This is a genomic window from Salinibacterium sp. ZJ70 (assembly GCF_011751865.2).
Taxonomy (GTDB): Bacteria; Actinomycetota; Actinomycetes; order Actinomycetales; family Microbacteriaceae; genus Homoserinibacter.
The window spans coordinates 742,941-759,686 of the sequence record NZ_CP061770.1; the positions used below are offsets into that span (position 1 = coordinate 742,941).

16 protein-coding genes are annotated in these 16,746 nt (G+C 69.6%); 10 read left to right on the forward strand and 6 right to left on the reverse strand.

Annotation, left to right across the window (positions count from 1 at the left end; translation table 11 throughout):
• Positions 1-4 precede the first annotated feature (4 nt).
• From HCR12_RS03615 to bsh, 6 genes are all read left to right on the forward strand, one after another.
• Positions 5-529, forward strand: a complete 525-nt coding sequence (locus HCR12_RS03615; RefSeq protein WP_166867679.1) for a VOC family protein — start codon at positions 5-7, stop codon at positions 527-529.
• On the forward strand, positions 526-1,455 hold the full coding sequence (locus tag HCR12_RS03620) for an AEC family transporter (RefSeq protein WP_166867678.1): 930 nt from the start codon (positions 526-528) through the stop codon (positions 1,453-1,455). Before HCR12_RS03615 ends, HCR12_RS03620 begins: the two co-directional genes overlap by 4 nt.
• Positions 1,431-2,621 carry an MFS transporter gene (locus HCR12_RS03625; protein WP_166867676.1) on the forward strand — a complete coding sequence of 397 codons (1,191 nt, stop codon included), beginning with the start codon at positions 1,431-1,433 and terminating at the stop codon, positions 2,619-2,621. Before HCR12_RS03620 ends, HCR12_RS03625 begins: the two co-directional genes overlap by 25 nt.
• A 53-nt stretch (positions 2,622-2,674) precedes the next feature.
• Positions 2,675-6,268 carry a transcription-repair coupling factor gene (mfd, locus tag HCR12_RS03630; RefSeq protein WP_166867674.1) on the forward strand — a complete coding sequence of 1,198 codons (3,594 nt, stop codon included), beginning with the start codon at positions 2,675-2,677 and terminating at the stop codon, positions 6,266-6,268.
• A 126-nt stretch (positions 6,269-6,394) separates the two neighbouring features.
• A complete protein-coding gene (locus HCR12_RS03635) occupies positions 6,395-7,285 on the forward strand; it encodes a hypothetical protein (RefSeq protein ID WP_166867672.1) in 891 nt (296 codons plus the stop codon).
• Between the two features lie 149 nt (positions 7,286-7,434).
• A complete protein-coding gene (bsh, locus tag HCR12_RS03640; RefSeq protein WP_304610837.1) occupies positions 7,435-8,394 on the forward strand; it encodes a choloylglycine hydrolase in 960 nt (319 codons plus the stop codon).
• A 14-nt stretch (positions 8,395-8,408) separates the two neighbouring features.
• Here bsh and HCR12_RS03645 read toward each other — a convergent pair whose 3' ends face one another.
• A complete protein-coding gene (locus tag HCR12_RS03645; RefSeq protein ID WP_166867668.1) occupies positions 8,409-8,720 on the reverse strand; it encodes a hypothetical protein in 312 nt (103 codons plus the stop codon).
• Positions 8,721-8,757: 37 nt separating this feature from the next.
• Between HCR12_RS03645 and HCR12_RS03650 the strand changes: the two genes are divergently transcribed.
• Complete coding sequence (locus HCR12_RS03650) at positions 8,758-9,369, forward strand: gamma carbonic anhydrase family protein (RefSeq protein WP_166867666.1); 612 nt, start codon at positions 8,758-8,760, stop codon at positions 9,367-9,369.
• 30 nt (positions 9,370-9,399) lie between these two features.
• Here HCR12_RS03650 and HCR12_RS03655 read toward each other — a convergent pair whose 3' ends face one another.
• Positions 9,400-10,149: a CPBP family intramembrane glutamic endopeptidase gene (locus tag HCR12_RS03655; protein ID WP_166867664.1), complete on the reverse strand. Its 750-nt coding sequence runs from the start codon at positions 10,147-10,149 to the stop codon at positions 9,400-9,402.
• Positions 10,150-10,209: 60 nt separating this feature from the next.
• On the opposite strand from HCR12_RS03655, the gene HCR12_RS03660 reads away from it, so the two are divergent.
• Positions 10,210-11,652, forward strand: a complete 1,443-nt coding sequence (locus tag HCR12_RS03660; protein WP_166867662.1) for an MFS transporter — start codon at positions 10,210-10,212, stop codon at positions 11,650-11,652.
• Here the strand turns inward: HCR12_RS03660 and HCR12_RS03665 are convergent.
• Positions 11,649-12,299, reverse strand: coding sequence for a thermonuclease family protein (locus HCR12_RS03665; RefSeq protein WP_166867660.1), 651 nt, complete (start codon positions 12,297-12,299; stop codon positions 11,649-11,651). The two genes, HCR12_RS03660 and HCR12_RS03665, sit on opposite strands and share 4 nt — an antisense overlap.
• 25 nt (positions 12,300-12,324) lie before the next feature.
• Between HCR12_RS03665 and mazG the strand changes: the two genes are divergently transcribed.
• Positions 12,325-12,993 (forward strand): nucleoside triphosphate pyrophosphohydrolase, encoded by a 669-nt coding sequence (gene mazG / locus HCR12_RS03670; protein WP_166867657.1) that lies wholly within the window; start codon positions 12,325-12,327, stop codon positions 12,991-12,993.
• A gap of 13 nt (positions 12,994-13,006) precedes the next feature.
• Here mazG and HCR12_RS03675 read toward each other — a convergent pair whose 3' ends face one another.
• The gene (locus HCR12_RS03675; protein ID WP_166867654.1) at positions 13,007-13,558 is read right to left on the reverse strand and encodes a CGNR zinc finger domain-containing protein; all 552 of its coding nucleotides are present in this window, start codon (positions 13,556-13,558) and stop codon (positions 13,007-13,009) included.
• Positions 13,559-13,634: 76 nt separating this feature from the next.
• On the opposite strand from HCR12_RS03675, the gene HCR12_RS03680 reads away from it, so the two are divergent.
• Entirely contained in the window at positions 13,635-14,663 is a 1,029-nt protein-coding gene (locus HCR12_RS03680) for an EamA family transporter (RefSeq protein WP_166867652.1), read from the forward strand.
• Here the strand turns inward: HCR12_RS03680 and HCR12_RS03685 are convergent.
• Entirely contained in the window at positions 14,634-15,710 is a 1,077-nt protein-coding gene (locus HCR12_RS03685; protein ID WP_166867649.1) for an ABC transporter permease, read from the reverse strand. The genes HCR12_RS03680 and HCR12_RS03685 overlap by 30 nt on opposite strands.
• Positions 15,707-16,714 (reverse strand): ABC transporter ATP-binding protein, encoded by a 1,008-nt coding sequence (locus HCR12_RS03690; protein ID WP_166867647.1) that lies wholly within the window; start codon positions 16,712-16,714, stop codon positions 15,707-15,709. The genes HCR12_RS03685 and HCR12_RS03690 overlap by 4 nt, the downstream gene beginning before the upstream one ends.
• Positions 16,715-16,746 lie beyond the last annotated feature (32 nt).

The window sequence follows — 16,746 nt, forward strand, 5'->3', positions numbered from 1 at the left end:
GGAGATGACCCAGATGACGGGTTCCATGATCGAGCACATCGGCGTCCTCGTTCCCAACCTCGAAGAGGCGATCGAGCGCTGGTCGGCGGTCACCGGATTCACGTTCAGCCCGATCGCGCGGTACCGCACTGACCGCTACATCGACCACACGGACGAGCATCCGCACTTCCACGACGCGCGGATCTCGTTCTCGCGCGAGGGCTCGCCGCGCATCGAGCTGATGGAGGTCACCGGCGAGGGAACTCACGGCTCCGACCAGCTGGGGATCCACCATCTGGGTATTCAGAACATCGCCTCACCGGAGACGGAACGCGAGCGTCTCGCCGAGATCGGCGTCGGCATCGACGGCTGCTCGCTCAATGAGGACGGGCGGATCCTGCTGATGTTCACCGACAAGTCGGCACTCGACGGCATCCGCATTGAGTACATCTCTCCGTTGCCGGGTCCGATCGTCGCCGACGACGGCTCGCCGCTTCCGCGCAACCCGGAGACGGGCAAGGCCGACCTCTGGGCGAACGCCCCGCAGTGATCGGGGTTCTCGAGGGCGTCGGGGTCATCGGCCTCATCGTCCTCGTGGGATATCTGTGCGCCCTCTCGGGCGTGCTCGATCAGCGCATCGCCGATGCGCTGACGCGTGTGGCCTTCTACGTGGGAATGCCCGCGGTGCTGTTCAACCTGCTCTCGCACGCCGATCTGCGGGTTGTGTTCTCGGATTACATGACGATCGCGCTCGCGAGTGCGGCGGTCGTCGGCGTGCTGTTCGTGGTGAGCTCCCGCATCTGGTTCCGGCGCTCGCTCGGAGAGACCGCGATCGGTGCGTCGTCGACAGTCTTCCTCAACAGCACGAACATGGGCATCCCGGTGGCGGCGTTCGTGCTCGATGATCCGCAGGCGATCGCCGCGGTGCTGGTGCTCCAGCCGATCCTGTTCACGCCCGGGCTGATGGCGGTGCTGGACGCCGCGGGGGGCGGGCGTCCCACCGCTGTACGGGTGCTCACGCAGCCTCTGAAGAATCCGGTCGTGGCGGCCACAGCAGCAGGGGTCGCGTGCTCGCTGCTGTCGGTCGACCTGCCGGACGTGGTTGAGGTCCCGGTCGGACTGGTTGCAGACGGCACGATCGCGATGGTGCTTCTCGCCTTCGGGATCTCGCTTCGCGGACGGCGGGTGCTCGGCGCCGGAAGCGACCGGGTGACCGCGCTCGTCGCCACTGCGCTCAAGTCGGTGGTCATGCCGCTCGCTGCCTGGCTGGTGGCTGGCCCCATTCTCGGGCTCGACCCCGCGATCGTGTACGCCACCGTGGTGGTCGCGGCGCTCCCGACAGGTCAGGTCGTCTACACCTACGCGTCGAAGTTCCGCCAGGGTGTCGGGGTGGCCCGTGACGTCGTGCTGCTCACCACCGTCCTGGCTGTGCCCGTTCTGTTCATTGTGACGTGGCTTCTGCACCCGATCTCATGACCGGTCGGATCGTCTCGCGGGGTGCCGGACCGTTTCGGCCGACCGTCGTCGCATTCGCGGCGGCGGGCATGGTGGCTTTCGCCGAGCTGTACGGCGTGCAGGCTCTGCTCCCCGCGATCGCGCGGGAGTTCGACATCTCTGCCGGGTCCGCCGCTCTCGCGCAGTCGGCGGGAGCGCTGGGCGTCGCCGTCGCCGTTCTGCCCTGGTCGTTCGCCGCGCGCCGCGTCGGCCGGGGCACCCTCATCCGGATCGCCGTGATCTCGACGATCATGCTGAGCCCGGTGGTGGTGTTCGCGGGCAGTCTCGAGGTGCTGCTCGTTGTGCGCTTTCTGCAGGGCGCGGTCCTCGCGGGAATCCCCGCCTTGGCCGTGCCGCACCTGGGGGACCTGCTGGCACGCGCGCCTGCAGTCATCGCGGCGGGCTGGTACATCAGCGGAACGGCGATCGGAGGGCTCACCGGTCGTCTGGTTGCGGGCGTCGTCGGCGCAGTCGCCGACTGGCGCACGGCGCTCATCGCAGTGAGCCTGGTGGTGGCGGCCGCAGCCATCCTGTTCCTGGCGGCGGCGCCGCGCGTCGCAGGAAGACCCGCGATCGCCAGCGGGTTGCGATCCGGGCTCGATCGACGCGGCATCGGGGCCCTCTGCGGCTTGGCGCTGGTGCAGATGGGCGCCTTCGTGGCGCTGTACAACTTCCTCGGGTTCCGACTCATCGCCCCGCCGCTCTCGTTTCCCGAGATGATGGTGACTGGGATCTTCGTGCTGTACGTGGTGGGGTCGATCGCTGCGGCCAGGTCGGGTCGAGCCGCTGCCCGCTGGGGGAAGGCCAGAGTGATGGGCTGCGCGTTGGTCGTGCAATCGGCGGGTGCCGCGCTCACGGCGGCCGACGGGGCGTCAGCCATCGTCGTCGGCACTGCGATCGTGACGGCCAGCTTCTTCACCGTGCACGCGCTCGCGGCGGGGTGGGTCGCCGAGCTCGCGAACGGCAGCGCCGTGCCGACGGGGTTGTACACCATTGCGTATTACGCGGGTGCCGCGGTGCTCGGCTGGTGCTTCGGTCTGGTGCTGGATGTGGGCGGATGGAGTGCGCTGGCGGCGACGATCGTGGCGGCATCCGCAGCATCCCTGCTGCTCGTTCGGGTGGCCAGCACTGGAGTCCGGGGTCGGTGAGGCGAGCGGGTGAGACCGGGCGTCTGTCGGGTGCGACGCGTAAGCTTCCTTCAGTGGGACTCGCCTCGTTGACATCCGTACTCGCGCGCGCCCAGTCGTACGCGGACGCTCTCGCGCAGGCGGGCTCTGACGGCGACTTCTCCGCCGCCGAGGGTCTGCGCGTTCCGCTGCTCGCGGGGCTCCTCGAGCGCCGCTCGTCGAGCACAGGAACCGGCCAGGCTCTGCTGGCGATCGCGGCCACGAGCCGCGAGTCGCAGGCGGTCGCGGACGCCTTCCGCGCCTGGTCGCCGACGGCCCGCGTTCTCGTGCTCCCCGCGTGGGAGACCCTTCCGCACGAGCGGCTGAGTCCGTCCGCCGAGACGGTCGGCCAGCGGCTGCGTGCCCTGCGTGAGCTGCGTCTCTGGCAGGACGGCCCCCGCACCGAGCCTCTCGTGCTCGTGGCGTCGGTGCGCGCGGCGCTGCAGCCGCTCGCCCCCGGTCTCGACCGGCTCGAGCCGATCACCCTCACCCCCGGCGGTCGCGGCTACGAACTCGCGACTCTCGCCCTCCAGCTCGCCGAACGCGCCTACGCACGCGTCGACCTCGTCACCCGCCGCGGTGAGTTCGCGGTGCGCGGCGGCATCCTCGACGTCTTCCCGCCGGATGCCGACCACCCCGTCCGCGCCGACTTCTTCGGCGACGAGCTCGAGCAGCTGCGCGCCTTCTCGGTGGCCGACCAGCGCTCCATCCCCGGCGATCTGCCCGCCGTCGAGCTGCCGGCGGCGCGTGAGCTGCTCATCACGGAGGCCGTGCGTGCTCGCGCCGCGGAGCTCGTCGACGAGTACCCGGCCCTCGCGCCCATGCTCGCGAAAGTCGCCGAGGGCATCCCGGTGGAGGGCATGGAGTCCCTCACGCCCGCGCTCGTGGGCCGTCTGGTTCCGCTCACCGACTACCTGCCCGAGGACGCCGCGGTCGCGGTGCTCTCACCTGAGCGCGTGTCGACGCGCGCGGTGAGCCTCGCCGAGACGAACCGCGAGTTCCTCGAGGCCGCGTGGTCGGCGGCGACGGCGGGCGGCGAAGCGCCCATCGACCTGCAGGCCAGCCTCGACACGGGCGACTTCCTCACCGTCTCGGCGCTGCGTGCCGTGGCGCGCCCCCGCACCTGGTGGACCGTGAGCCCGTTCGACGCGGGCGACGACGACGTGGTGCGCATCGAAGGTCGCGCGGTTCCGAGCTTCGCCGGTCAGGTCGACGGCGCTGCCACGCACGTCGCGTCGCTGCTGAAGCAGCAGTGGTCGGTCACGATCGCCGCGGGTGGCGCCGGTCTCGTCGAGCGCGCTGCGCAGGTGCTCGCCGAGCACGAGGTCGCCGCGCGCATCGTGGATTCCGCCCCCGCGGATCCGGATCCGGGCGTCGCGTACCTTGTCACGGCATCCGTCGAGGCGGGTTTCGAACTCGATGAGGCGCAGTTCGCGCTGCTCAGCGAGTCCGAGTTCTACGGGCGCTCCGCGGGCATCGACTCGCGTCAGCCGAAGCGCCTCGCGAGCAGGCGACGCAACGTCGTCGATCCGCTGCAGCTCAAGGCCGGCGACCACGTCGTGCATGAGACGCACGGCATCGGCCGCTTCCTCGAACTGGTGACCCGCGAGGTCGCCGGCGGCGGGCGCGTGGCGCGCGGACCCCTCGGCACCAAGCACGAGAAGGTCACCCGCGAGTACCTCGTCATCGAGTACGCGCCCAGCAAGCGCGGCCAGCCGGGCGACCGCCTCTACGTGCCGACGGATCAGCTCGACCAGCTCACCCGCTATGTGGGCGGCGAGAGCCCCGCTCTCAGCAAGATGGGCGGATCCGACTGGTCGGCGGCGAAGGGCAAGGCCCGCAAGGCGGTGCGCGACATCGCCGTCGAGCTCGTGAAGCTCTACAGCGCGCGCATGGCGAGCCAGGGGCACGCCTTCGGGCCCGACACCCCCTGGCAGCGCGAGCTCGAGGAGGCGTTCGCCTTCAACGAGACGCCCGACCAGCTGCAGACGATCGATGAGGTCAAGGCCGACATGGAGCGGCCCATCCCCATGGACCGCCTCATCTCGGGCGACGTCGGCTACGGCAAGACCGAGATCGCCGTGCGCGCCGCATTCAAGGCCGTCCAGGACGGCAAGCAGGTGGCCGTGCTCGTGCCGACGACGCTGCTCGTCAAGCAGCACTTCGAGACGTTCCAGGAGCGCTTCGCCGGGTTCCCCGTGCACCTGAGGGCCCTCAGCCGCTTCCAGACCGAGAAGGAGTCGAAGTCGACGATCGAGGGGCTCGAGCGCGGTGAGGTCGACGTCGTCATCGGCACGCACCGCATCCTCTCCGAGAGCATCCGCTTCAAGGATCTCGGGCTCGTCGTCATCGACGAGGAGCAGCGCTTCGGTGTCGAGCACAAGGACGCGCTCAAGAAGCTCAAGACCAACGTCGACATCCTCGCGATGAGCGCGACCCCCATCCCGCGCACGCTCGAGATGGCGGTCACCGGCATCCGCGAGATGTCGACCCTCGCGACCCCGCCCGAGCAGCGGCACCCCATCCTCACGTTCGTCGGCCCGCGATCCGATAAGCAGATCACCGCGGCGATCCGCCGTGAGCTGCTGCGCGAAGGCCAGGTGTTCTTCGTGCACAACCGGGTCTCGTCGATCAACCGCGTCGCGGCGGAGCTCTCGGAGCTCGTGCCGGAGGCCCGCATCGCGGTCGCGCACGGCAAGCTCAGCGAGTCGAGCCTCGAGAAGGTCATCGTCGACTTCTGGGAGCGCAAGTTCGACGTGCTCGTGACGACGACCATCATCGAGACCGGCATCGACATCGCGAATGCGAACACGCTCATCATCGACCAGGCCGACAAGTACGGCCTGAGCCAGCTGCACCAGATCCGCGGACGCGTGGGTCGCGGTCGCGAGCGCGCGTACGCCTACTTCCTGTACGACGGCGATCGCCCGCTCACCGAGACCGCCCAGGATCGTCTCGAGACGATCGCCGCCAACAACGAACTCGGCGGCGGCATGCAGATCGCCCTCAAGGACCTCGAGATCCGCGGTGCGGGCAACCTGCTGGGCGGTGAGCAGTCGGGTCACATCGCGGGCGTCGGCTTCGACCTGTACCTGCGGATGATCGGCGAGGCCGTGAGCGCGTTCCGTGGTGACGAGACGGAGGGGCCGAACGAGCTGCGGCTCGAGCTGCCGATCGATGCGCGCATCCCCGAGGAGTACATCGAGTCGGAGCGTCTGCGTCTCGAGGCGTACCAGAAGCTCTCGACGGCCGCGGGCCCGCTCTCACCCGACGACGCCCTCGACCGGGTGGTCGAGGAGCTCACCGACCGCTACGGCGAGCTGCCGGAGGCCGTGGCGCGTCTCGTGACGGTGTCGCGCCTGCGTCGCCGCGCCCAGAAGGCGGGCCTCGGCGAGGTCGTCGCGATGGGCAGCCGCCTGCGGATCGCCCCGCTCGACCTGCCCGACTCGATCCAGGTGCGCCTGCAGCGCATGTACCCGGGCTCCAAGTACTTCGCAGCGCAGAGCGTCGTGAATGTGCCGATGCCAGAAGGGCTCTCGGATGCGGAGCTGGTGACGTGGGTCGAGCAGCTGCTCAGCGCGATCCTCCCCGCCCCGAAGCCCGCACCGGAGGAGACCCCCGCCGGGTGAGCGCGGCCCGCGCACCTTTTGCGCAGTGGTGACCCTGCCGTAACACGCCGGAGACACGCGACCTCTTGACTGTGTCGTGACGGTGCACACGTGCACCCGAGCAGATCCAGGCGAAGGGGGAGCCACATGATCCGCGACATCATCGGCGAGTGGGACGTCTCGATCGTCGAGAAAGGCACGGCGCAGTCGGTGGGGCGGCTGTCGTTCCGGCTCGCAGAGGGGGTCTTGCGGGTCGTCGCCACCGACCCGGATGCGGCCGGCCCGGCCGCGCGCGTGGACGTGGACGGCAGCACGCTCCGCTTCGAGCTGCTGGCGGCGGGTTCTTCGCGCGGGGTCACTCGGCACGTCTACGAGGTCAGCCTTCTGAGCCCGTCGACCTTCGGCGGCTCACGTCGCCGCGGCATGATGGCGCGCGTCCCCGTCACGGGGCAGCGGGTGAATGCGATGCCTGGGGGAGCCTTCGGCAGCAGCCTCGCTGAGGCGAAGGCGCGCGCCGCGGAAGCGGCTGAGCGCGCCACCCAGGCAGCCGCGGAGGCGGCCGCCGCACTGGCCGAGGTCGAAGCAGCCTCCGCACTCGAAGCTGCCCGGCGCGCCGCCGAGAAGGCGGCCTCGGCGCGAGCTGCCGCACTCGGCTCCGAGACTCCCGCCGTGCTGCCGACGCCGCCATCCGGCCGGAGGGCCGTGCCGCCGGAGGTGCTCGCGATCCTGCCCGCACCCACGCAGCCGGCCGCGTTCGGCTCTCGGGTGAGCAGTGATGCGACAGTCGTCGCGCTCACCACCGCGTCGTCGGTTCGCCGAGTGCGCGCCACGCACCTGCTCTCGTGCGGCGAGACCTCGCTGCTGGCCGTCGAAGTGCACCCCGGTGTCTTCGTATGGGGGGAGTCCTTCCCGGCGACCGCGCAGCGGCTGCGCGAAGTCGGATGGACGGTCGTCCCCGTGCAGTCGGACCAGCTGATCGCCATCGGCGAGACGCAGCTGGCGCAGGCCTCGACGGTGGCGAGGGCCGTGGCTGGGTGAGCTGAACCGGTTCGCGTCCCGCTCGCGCATCCGCTCGTTCCGCCTGCGCCGACCCTGCCGTCCGGCCCTGTCTGCTCCGACGGCGCGCAGGTACCGTCGCGAGAGGCGGCTCCGGCGCCGCCGTGACGGAGGACACCATGTGCACTGGCGTGAGCTACACGACTCAAGACCACTACTTCGGCCGCAACCTCGATCTCGAGTTCTCGTACCACGAGACGGTCACCGTGACCCCGCGGAACTTCCCGTTCGAGTTCCGCAAGGCGCCCCCTCTGAACACGCATCACGCGATCATCGGGATGGCGACCGTCTCAGACGGCTACCCGCTCTACTACGAGGCGACCAACGAGAAGGGCCTCAGCATGGCGGGGCTCAACTTCCCCGAGAACGCCGACTACAAGCCGGAGGATCCGAGCAAGACCAACATCACCCCGTTCGAGTTCATTCCGTGGATTCTGGGGCAGTTCGAGACGATCGACGAGGTCAAGGCCGAGCTCGCGAAGATGAGTCTCGTCGACATCTCCTTCAGCGAGGAGTTCCCGCTGTCGCCGCTGCACTGGCTCATCTCCGACAAGTCGGCCTCGATCACGGTGGAGAGCGTCAAGGAGGGGCTGAAGGTGTACGACAACCCCGTCGGCGTGCTCACCAACAACCCCACGTTCGACATCCAGTACTTCAACCTCAACAACTTCGCGCACCTGTCGACCAAGCAGCCCGAGAACCATTTCTCGGATGAGATCGAACTCGACCTGTACAGCCGCGGCATGGGCGGCATCGGCCTGCCCGGTGACCTCTCATCGTCGTCGCGCTTCGTCAAGGCGGTGTTCACCCGGATGAACTCGGTCGCCGGCACCTCGGAGTCCGAGTCGATCAGCCAGTTCTTCCAGATTCTGGGATCCGTCGCGCAGCAGCGAGGGCTCGCCGATGTGGGGGACGGCTACGAGATCACGATCTACTCGTCGTGCTGCAACACCGACAAGGGCATCTACTACTACACGACCTACGAGAACAGCCAGGTGACGGGGGTCGACATGCACAAGGAGGATCTCGACGGCCACACGCTCGTGGACTACCCGCTCGTGAAGGGGCAGCAGATCAACATGCTCAACTGAGGGTGCGGGCGGCGTCAGGGCGCCGTGTCACCCGCGTCATCGATCAGGCGCCATTCGGCCACGAAGTCCGCCACCGTCTTGGTGGCGAGATCGGCGCGAGCCTGGGCGAGGAGCGCCTCGGGGGATCCGGTGTCGGCATGGGTGCGCAGGATCTCCGCTCCGCTGTCGATGCGTCGCACCACCAGATCCACGTCGGGTGCGGAGGGGAGGCTGCCGAGTGCCGCTTCCAGGGCTGCGCCGAGCCAGCGAGCGACCTTCCGCGGAACACCCACCCGCGTCGCCTCGAGGTCGACAGTGAGGTGCTGGTGCGCGAGTTCGACATCCACCCCTCCAGTATCGGGTGAGCGGGAGTAGCGTGACCGCATGCTGTTCGAACATCTCGGCCACAGCCCTCGCATCGATCCCACCGCCGTGATCGCCCCGACGGCCGTCGTCTCGGGTGACGTGACGATCGGACCCGGATGCCAGGTCCTGCACGGCGCGGTCATCACGGCGGAGGGCGGCCCGGTCGCGATCGGGGAATCGAGCATCGTCATGGAGAACGCTCTCCTGCGCGCGAGCTCCTCCGATCCGCTGCACATCGGCAGCCACGTGCTCGTCGGGCCGATGGCGTCGATCTCGGGGGCGACGATCGGCGACGAGGTGTTCCTGGCGACCGGCTCCCGGGTGTTCAACGGCGCGCGGATCGGCGCACGCAGCGAGGTGCGCATCAACGCCGTCGTGCATCTGCGCACCGTGCTGCCAGCGGGCTCGGTGGTGCCGATCGCGTGGGTCGCGGTGGGCAACCCGGTGAGCATCCTCAGTCCCCATCGGCACGATGAGATCTGGGAGATCCAGCAGGATCTCGACTTTCCGGGCTACGTCTTCGGTCTCGACCGCTCGACACCCGACCTCATGGTGCAGCTCACCGAACGCTACGCGCGCCACCTCGCGCGCCACGCCGACGACCGCCCGGTCGACCCGAGCGTGGGCTGAGCACCCCTCCTGGGGTATGCCCGCTGAGGCTCAGAGCTCCTTCGACCACACCTTGCCGACGATGAGCGGCAGCACCACGAGCGAGCGCAGGTCGATGACGGCGTGCACGATGATCGGCACCAGGATCGAGCCCGACACGAGATACAGGTAGGTGAGCACGACGCCGAGAAGCGTCGCGAAGATCACGCCCACCACCTTCTGGTACAGGTGCAGCATCCCGAAGAGCACGGCGGCGAGGCCGAACGCGAGCGGGGCATTCGGCCAGATGCCGAACAGCAGTGCGGGGATGGCCAGACGGAACAGCGTCTCCTCGAAGACGCCCGCCGAGAGCCCGAGCCCCGCGCCGTATCGCAGCTCGCCGCGGGTGCGGGGGATCAACGCGCCCACGTCACCGAGCTTCGGGATGTCGTCGGGGTTGGCATTGCGCACGAGGATGAACGGCACGAACACCCCGATGATGCCGCCGACGATCGCCCCGATCGTGATGCCGCGTCCGATCGAGGACTCGACGAAGAACTCGCGCGATGCGGCGATCGGCGCCCACGACTGTGCCTCGGCGAGCGCCACGGGGACGATGTCCCACGTGGCGATGAGAAGCGCCGCAGAGAGGCCGCCCATCACGAGAACCGACTCCAGCATCCACTTGCGCATGATCTTCTGGCGGGATGACGTGAGCCGCATCCGCTTGAACTGCGCGTATTCGCGTCGTTCTCGGGTGACGGCGCGCCACACGAGCATCGTCACGACGACGAGCAGCAGCGCGAGCAACTGTGGATCCATGGCTGTCATCTTGCCGTCTCAGCAAGCGGAAGCGGCCTTCGGCCCGCTTGAATGGTGGCGATGACCGCCTCTGCTGTGGGTCTGCGTTCGGAACGCGGGCCCGTTCTCCTCGCCATCATGGTGTCGACGGGCGTCGTCGCGATCGATGCGACGATCCTCGCGACGGCTGTGCCCGCGATCGTGGCCGACGTCGGCGGGTTCGCGCAGTTTCCGTGGCTGTTCTCGATCTACCTGCTCACGCAGTCGGTGACGGTGCCGGTGTACGCGAAGCTCGCCGACACGCTCGGGCGCAAGCGCATCGTGCTCTTCGGGATCACCGTGTTCCTCGTCGCCTCGATCCTGTGCGGTGTGGCTTGGGACATGCCGAGCCTCATCGCGTTCCGCGCCCTGCAGGGCATCGGCGCGGGGGCGATGCTGCCCGTCACGACGACGATCATCGGCGACATCTACACGGTGGAGGAGCGCGCCCGCGTGCAGGGGTACGTGGCGAGCGTGTGGGGCATCGCCGCGGTCGCAGGGCCCACCCTCGGCGGCATCTTCGCCGAGCTCGACGCGTGGCGGGGCATCTTCTGGGTGAACATCCCGCTGTGCATCCTCGCGTTCTGGCTGCTGGCTCGCGGCTACCACGAGTCGCGGGAGCCCAGGCGGCACCGGATCGACGTCGCGGGGGCCGTGCTGCTCACGGTCGCGCTCTCGCTGCTGCTGCTGGCGGTGCTCGAAGGCGGGCACGCGTGGGCCTGGCTCTCGCTGCCGACGGCGCTTCTCACGGGGGCAGGCGTCGTGCTGCTCATCGTGTTCGTCCTCGTCGAACGGCGAGCCGCCGAACCCGTGCTCCCGATGTGGATCTTCACGAGACCCCTGCTGCGCTCGACGAACCTCGTGGGACTCGCCGTGGGGGCGGCGCTCGCCGGGCTCACCGCGTATGTGCCCACCTACCTCGTCGTCGGGCTCGATGTGAGCCCGCTCGTCGCCGGCCTCGCGCTCGCGACGCTCACGATCGGATGGCCGATCGCGGCGGCGCTCTCGGGGCGCCTCTACCTGCGCATCGGCTTCCGTGCGACGGCGATCATCGGGTCCGTCGTCGTGCTTGTGGGCGTGGCCTCTCTGTCGCTCCTGAGTCACTCGCCCTCGATCCCGCTCGTCGCCGCCACCTCGTTCGTCATCGGGCTCGGCTTCGGCTTCGCTTCGGTGCCCGCGATCGTCGCGGCCCAGTCGAGCGTCGGCTGGGATGAGCGCGGCGTCGTGACGGGGGCGGGCATGTTCGCGCGCTCGATCGGGCAGGCTCTCGGCGCTGCGGTGCTCGGTGCCGTCGCGAACGGCGTGATCGCGGGACGCGGGGGAGACGAGACCGACCCGGCGACGATCATCGCGGCATCCACCGCTGTGTTCGTGGGGGCGACGGTGGTCGCGGTCGTGCTCGTCGTCGCGGCGATCGCGATGCCCCGCGAGTGCATCGCGCCCGGTTCCGAGTCGCCCGACGCCGCGTCCGGCTCCTCCGTTTAGCGGACGCAGGCACCCCACATGCCGACGCGTGCCGTCTGGGCCTCGTCTTCAGCGGCTTCGACCTCGTCGGCCCACAGGTAGTTGGGCTTCAGCACCACGGCCTCCGCGTAGCCCTCGCGGATGAGATCGAGATTCACGAGGCGGCCGTCCTCGGTGAACAGGAACAGCAGCGAGCGGTCGTACTGGTCGAGCGGGCGCACATCGGCGACGGTGCGTACGGTCGTGCCCTCGGGCAGCATGCGCCTGAGCGCTGACCGGGCCTCGTCGCCGTAGCACTCGGCGCCGTCGCCCACCTCAGGCGTGTCGACCCCGAGCAGGCGCACCTTGCGGCCGTCCTCGAGGAACAGGGTGTCGCCATCGTGCACGTATCGCACGACCGCGGTGCCGGCATCCGCGGGGAGCGCGGGGGTCGCGACGCCCTCATCCCATGGGTCCGGCTGTTCGGCAGGCGGCGCCGGACTCGGCGCGGGGGAGTCATCGCCACCCTGCCCGCCACTCTGCCCGCCACTCTGCTCGGTGCCCTGCGAGGTGCCCTGCGAGGTGAGCTCGTCGAGCCCCGGCAGACGGCCGCCGTTCAGGTCGGCGAGCGCCCACAGGCCGACGCCCACGAGCGCGACGATGACCAGGATCCCCCATACGCGACGCACGGAACGAGTCTGGCAGGCTGAGAACATGACCGACGACCTCGAGACCCCTGTCGTGCCGACGGCCCCCCTCCCGCGCGTCGAGGAGCTCGTCGCGGTGCTCGGCTACCTGCGGGCGCCCGGGCGCTGCGCCTGGGATCGGGAGCAGACGCACCGCTCGCTCGTGCAGTACCTCGTCGAGGAGACCTACGAGCTCGTCGATGCGATCGAGGCGGGGGATGACGCGGAGCTCATCGAGGAGCTCGGGGACGTGCTCTACCAGGTGATCTTCCACTCCGACATCGCTGCGGAGGAGGGGCGCTTCACGCTCGAGGATGTCGCGGCGCACATGACGGCGAAGATGGTCGGCCGCCATCCGCACGTGTTCGGGGACGTCGTCGCCGAGACCGCGGAGGCCGTCACGGCGAACTGGGATCAGATCAAGAAGACCGAGAAGCCGGGGCGCGCGAGCGTGCTCGACGGGATCCCGCAGGCGATGCCGTCTCTCGCTCTCGCCGCGAAGCTCCTCGGCCGCGCCGAGAAGGTCGGCCTCGAGCCGGTCGCGGCGCCAGCGGTTCCGGATGCGGAGGCGGAGCTCGGCGACGAGCTGCTCGCGACCGTCGTGGCGGCGCGCGCGAAGGGGCTCGACGCGGAACGCGCTCTGCGCGATGCACTCCGGCGACTGCAGGACGACATCCGCGCTGCCGAGGCGGAGTGACGACGGACCGCGTCTAGGACGTGGCGCCGCGGGCGCGGTAGGCCCGCACGGCCATCCGGTTGCCGCAGCGCGTCGAACAGAAGCGCTTCGACCCGTTCTTCGAGAGGTCGACGAGCAGTCCGCCGCAGTCGTCGGCTTCGCAGTCGCGCAGGCGGTCGAGGCGGTCGGCGCGGATGACGTCGATGAGCGTCATGGCGGCTTCGACGATGATGCGCTCGGCGAGCGGCGCGTCGGTGTCGGTCGCGTGCACGTGCCAGCCGAGGCCGTCGTGGTTGACGAGCTGCGGGGTCGCGCGCGCGTCGATCAGGATCTGGTTGATCCAGGCGACGACGTCGAGCTCGTCGGCGCCCCAGATGGCCCGCAGATCGGTGCGCACGTGCTTCACGGCGTCGAGTTCGGCGGGCGTGCAGGTGCGCGTCAGGTTGAAGGTCCACTCATGCAGGAACCGGTCGAGATGCTGCGTCGTGGCGAGTTCGTCCGAGCCGGATTCGGACGACTCCGGAACGGTGTTGGCGAGCGACTGAAGGAAGCTGAGATTGAGTTCGGTGTCATGGGTGAAAAGCATTTGACTCCTGACCTCCTCGCTCGATAACGTCACGACCGAACTTCGTTTAGCCCATGACCATACCGTAGGAGTCCCCATGATCGCTCGCGTCGCGAACGCCCCCCGAGGCGTGCTCGGCGTGGTCCTCGGCCTCGTGGCCGCCCTCGGCTTCGGCGCCGGCGGGGCGATCATCAAACCGCTCTTCGAAGCCGGATGGTCGCCCGGAGCCGCGGTGCTGGCGCGCCTCATCCTGGCGACGATCCTGCTCACCATCCCCGCGCTCGCCATGGCGCGGTTCGACCTGCGCCCCCTGCTGCGGTCCTGGAAGCTCGTGCTCGCCTACGGAGCTCTCGCGGTCGCGGGTGTGCAGCTCGCCTTCTACGCCTCGCTCGAGCGCATCCCGGTGAGCACCGCCCTGCTGATCGAGTACCTCGCGCCCGTGGCGCTCCTGCTCGCGGCATGGGCGCGCACCCGCCGCACGCCCCACCGCATCGTGCTCATCGGGGCGGTCATCGCGCTCGTGGGTCTCGTCCTCGTGATCGGGCCGACGGGAGTGGGCCCCGACGGGCTCGACCCATTCGGGGTGATCCTCGCCGGTATCGCGATGGTCGGAGTGGCGTTCTACTACGTCGTCGGCGCGCGGCTGCCGCAGGACGTCCCCCCGGTCACCGTCATCTGGGCCGGGTTCATCGTCGGCGCGACGCTCCTCGCACTTGCGGGGGCGATCGGCGTGCTTCCGATGGAGATGACCACCGATGACGTCGCCTTCTTCGGCACGATGGCTCCGTGGTGGGCACCGCTCCTGACCGTGGCGTTCGTCGCGACCGCCCTCGCGTACATCGCGGGAATCGCCTCGATCGCGTTCCTCGGCACCCGGCTCGCGTCGTTCCTCGGCCTGTTCGAGGTCGTCTTCGCCGGCATCGTCGGATGGATCCTGCTGGGCGAGGCGATCGCCCCGATCGGACTCGTGGGGGCCGGTCTGATCCTCGTCGGCATCGTCCTCGTACGGCTGGAGCCGAGCGCCGCGGATGCGCAGACGCTCCCCGAGCCGATGCCCGTCACCGGGTCGATCGAGGTCATCGACCGGCCCGGCGGCTCAGGCGATCCGGTTTCCCGCAGCGAGTGAGCGGGTGGGCGCGTGGGTGCGTGCGATCGCACCCACGATGAGCCCGCCCGCGAGCAGCAGGTGAAGGCCCAGGCCCACGGCCCAGCTCGGCACCGTCGACTCGATCACTTCGCGAGGCGTGGGGTCCTGAGGGGTCTCCCACGACGCCGGGTCGCATTCCGAGTAGAACGTCGTCACCTCGGGCTCGATCTGCGCCATCCGGCTTCCCAGCTTGATGAAGCCGAAGGCGTCCTCCGGGGTGCCCCACGCGTCGTACGTCGTCGGGACCGCGTCGGCGAGCAGCACATACGGGTTCGCTGCGAGCACCCACCACACGTTCTGGAACTGCGGAACGCCGTACGAGTAGGTGTTGATCACCGTGCACTCGGCATCGATCGGCATGCCCGTCTGCGGGTCGAACTCGATGTCGGGGTTGCTCTCCCAGTCGATGTTCTCGTTGACGACCGTCACGCTCTTCTGCGACGCCCAGCCACCCAGGCCGAAGGCGATGAGCGTGCCGATCGACAGGAGCGCCACCACGAGATAGGTCACCACCACCGAGAACAGCGGACGGCGGATGAGACCCGACAGGCCCACCCCGATGGCCGCCACGACGCCCAGCTCGAGCGCGAGCACAAGCACCGACACGATCGCGACGACCGGCTGCGCGCCGCCCAGCACGAGCGCGAACAGCAGGAACGGAAGCGCCGCGACGAGGAACGCGAGCGCTGTGATCCAGGCGGCGAACAGCTTGCCGAGCACGAGCTGGGTCGTCGTGACGAGCGTCACCTGGGTGGTCGCGAGCGTGCCGTTCTCGCGGTCGCCGTTGACGGCATTGCCCGAGAGGGCGGGTGTCACCAGGCTGCCGAGCAGCAGCACGAAGTACACGATCGCCGAATACAGCACGGCGCCCGGTGCCTCCGTGTTGGCGGTCGAGATCCAGGTGAAGAGCGTCACGACGAGCACCACGACCACGAAGACGCCGAGCAGCACGTACCAGGCCGTGCCGCGCACACGCTGCTGCAGCTCGATCGAGGTGATCGTCCACATCCGCGAGAGCCAGTTCATCGGGTCTCTCCGATCTCAGGTGCCGCGTCCCCGGATGCGGGTTCGCGATCCTCGCGACTCTCGGGGTTCGTGAGGTCGAGGAAGGTGTGCTCGAGGTCTCCCACCGCGGGCGCGAACGACGACACCGGCACACCTGCCTTCACGAGCGTGGCGAGCAGCTCGGCTGCCCGGTCGTCGCCCGCGAGCGGCACGATGAGGCCCTGCGGGTCGACCGTGACGCGCGACGCGGGCACCCCCGCCACGATGAGAGCGTCGGCGAGCATCGCAGGTTCGAGCGAGCGGATGCGCCACGCGCGCTCCGTGCGCTGGGCCGCCTCGATGCGGTCGGCGCTCACCGAGACGCCGCGCTCGAGGAAGACGGCCCGATCCGCGAGCTCATCGAGCTCCGCGAGCACGTGGCTCGAGACGATGATGGTGCGCCCCTCGGAGGCGAGCTCACGCAGCAGCACCCGCAGGGCGATGCGCGCCCCCGGGTCGAGACCCGACGCCGGCTCGTCGAGCAGCAGCACCTGCGGGTCGTGCACGAGCGCCCGCGCGAGGCTCAGGCGCTGCTTCTGACCGCGCGACAGCACGCGCGTGGGCCGATCCGCGAGCTCCGCGAGATCCACGAGGCGCACGAGCTCGGCGGCGCGCGCCGCAGCCTCCGGGCTCGACATGCCATACAGGCGCCCCGTCAGCTCGAGGCTGCGGCGCACCGACAGCGCCGGCCACGAGCCGAGCACATCGGGCATCCAGCCGAGCATCGCGCGCACCTGGTCGCTCTCGGTCACCGGGTCGGCACCGTTGATGCGGATCTGGCCGCGGTCAGGGGCGAGCAGCGTCGCGAGCATGAGGAGGAGCGTCGTCTTGCCCGAGCCGTTCGGGCCGACGAGGCCCGTCACCTGGCCGGGGAGTGCATCGAAGCTCACCGAGCGAACCGCATGGACGTCTCCGAAGGAGCGGGCCACATCCGTGACGGTGACCCCCGTGTGGCGGGCGGCGGAGCTGGGCTCAGAAGCGCTCATATCCCGACGATAGGGCGCGCTCGGTGACGTGG

Bases quoted from the DNA above. Each gene is read 5' to 3' on its own strand.
- HCR12_RS03635 (WP_166867672.1), top strand. From the start codon at position 6,395: ATGATCCGCGACATCATCGGCGAGTGGGACGTCTCGATCGTCGAGAAA.
- HCR12_RS03680 (WP_166867652.1), top strand. From the start codon at position 13,635: ATGATCGCTCGCGTCGCGAACGCCCCCCGAGGCGTGCTCGGCGTGGTC.
- HCR12_RS03675 (WP_166867654.1), bottom strand. From the start codon at position 13,558: ATGCTTTTCACCCATGACACCGAACTCAATCTCAGCTTCCTTCAGTCG.
- mazG (WP_166867657.1), top strand. From the start codon at position 12,325: ATGACCGACGACCTCGAGACCCCTGTCGTGCCGACGGCCCCCCTCCCG.
- HCR12_RS03690 (WP_166867647.1), bottom strand. From the start codon at position 16,714: ATGAGCGCTTCTGAGCCCAGCTCCGCCGCCCGCCACACGGGGGTCACC.
- HCR12_RS03615 (WP_166867679.1), top strand. From the start codon at position 5: ATGACCCAGATGACGGGTTCCATGATCGAGCACATCGGCGTCCTCGTT.
- HCR12_RS03685 (WP_166867649.1), bottom strand. From the start codon at position 15,710: ATGAACTGGCTCTCGCGGATGTGGACGATCACCTCGATCGAGCTGCAG.
- HCR12_RS03655 (WP_166867664.1), bottom strand. From the start codon at position 10,149: ATGGATCCACAGTTGCTCGCGCTGCTGCTCGTCGTCGTGACGATGCTC.
- HCR12_RS03650 (WP_166867666.1), top strand. From the start codon at position 8,758: ATGCTGTTCGAACATCTCGGCCACAGCCCTCGCATCGATCCCACCGCC.
- HCR12_RS03660 (WP_166867662.1), top strand. From the start codon at position 10,210: ATGACCGCCTCTGCTGTGGGTCTGCGTTCGGAACGCGGGCCCGTTCTC.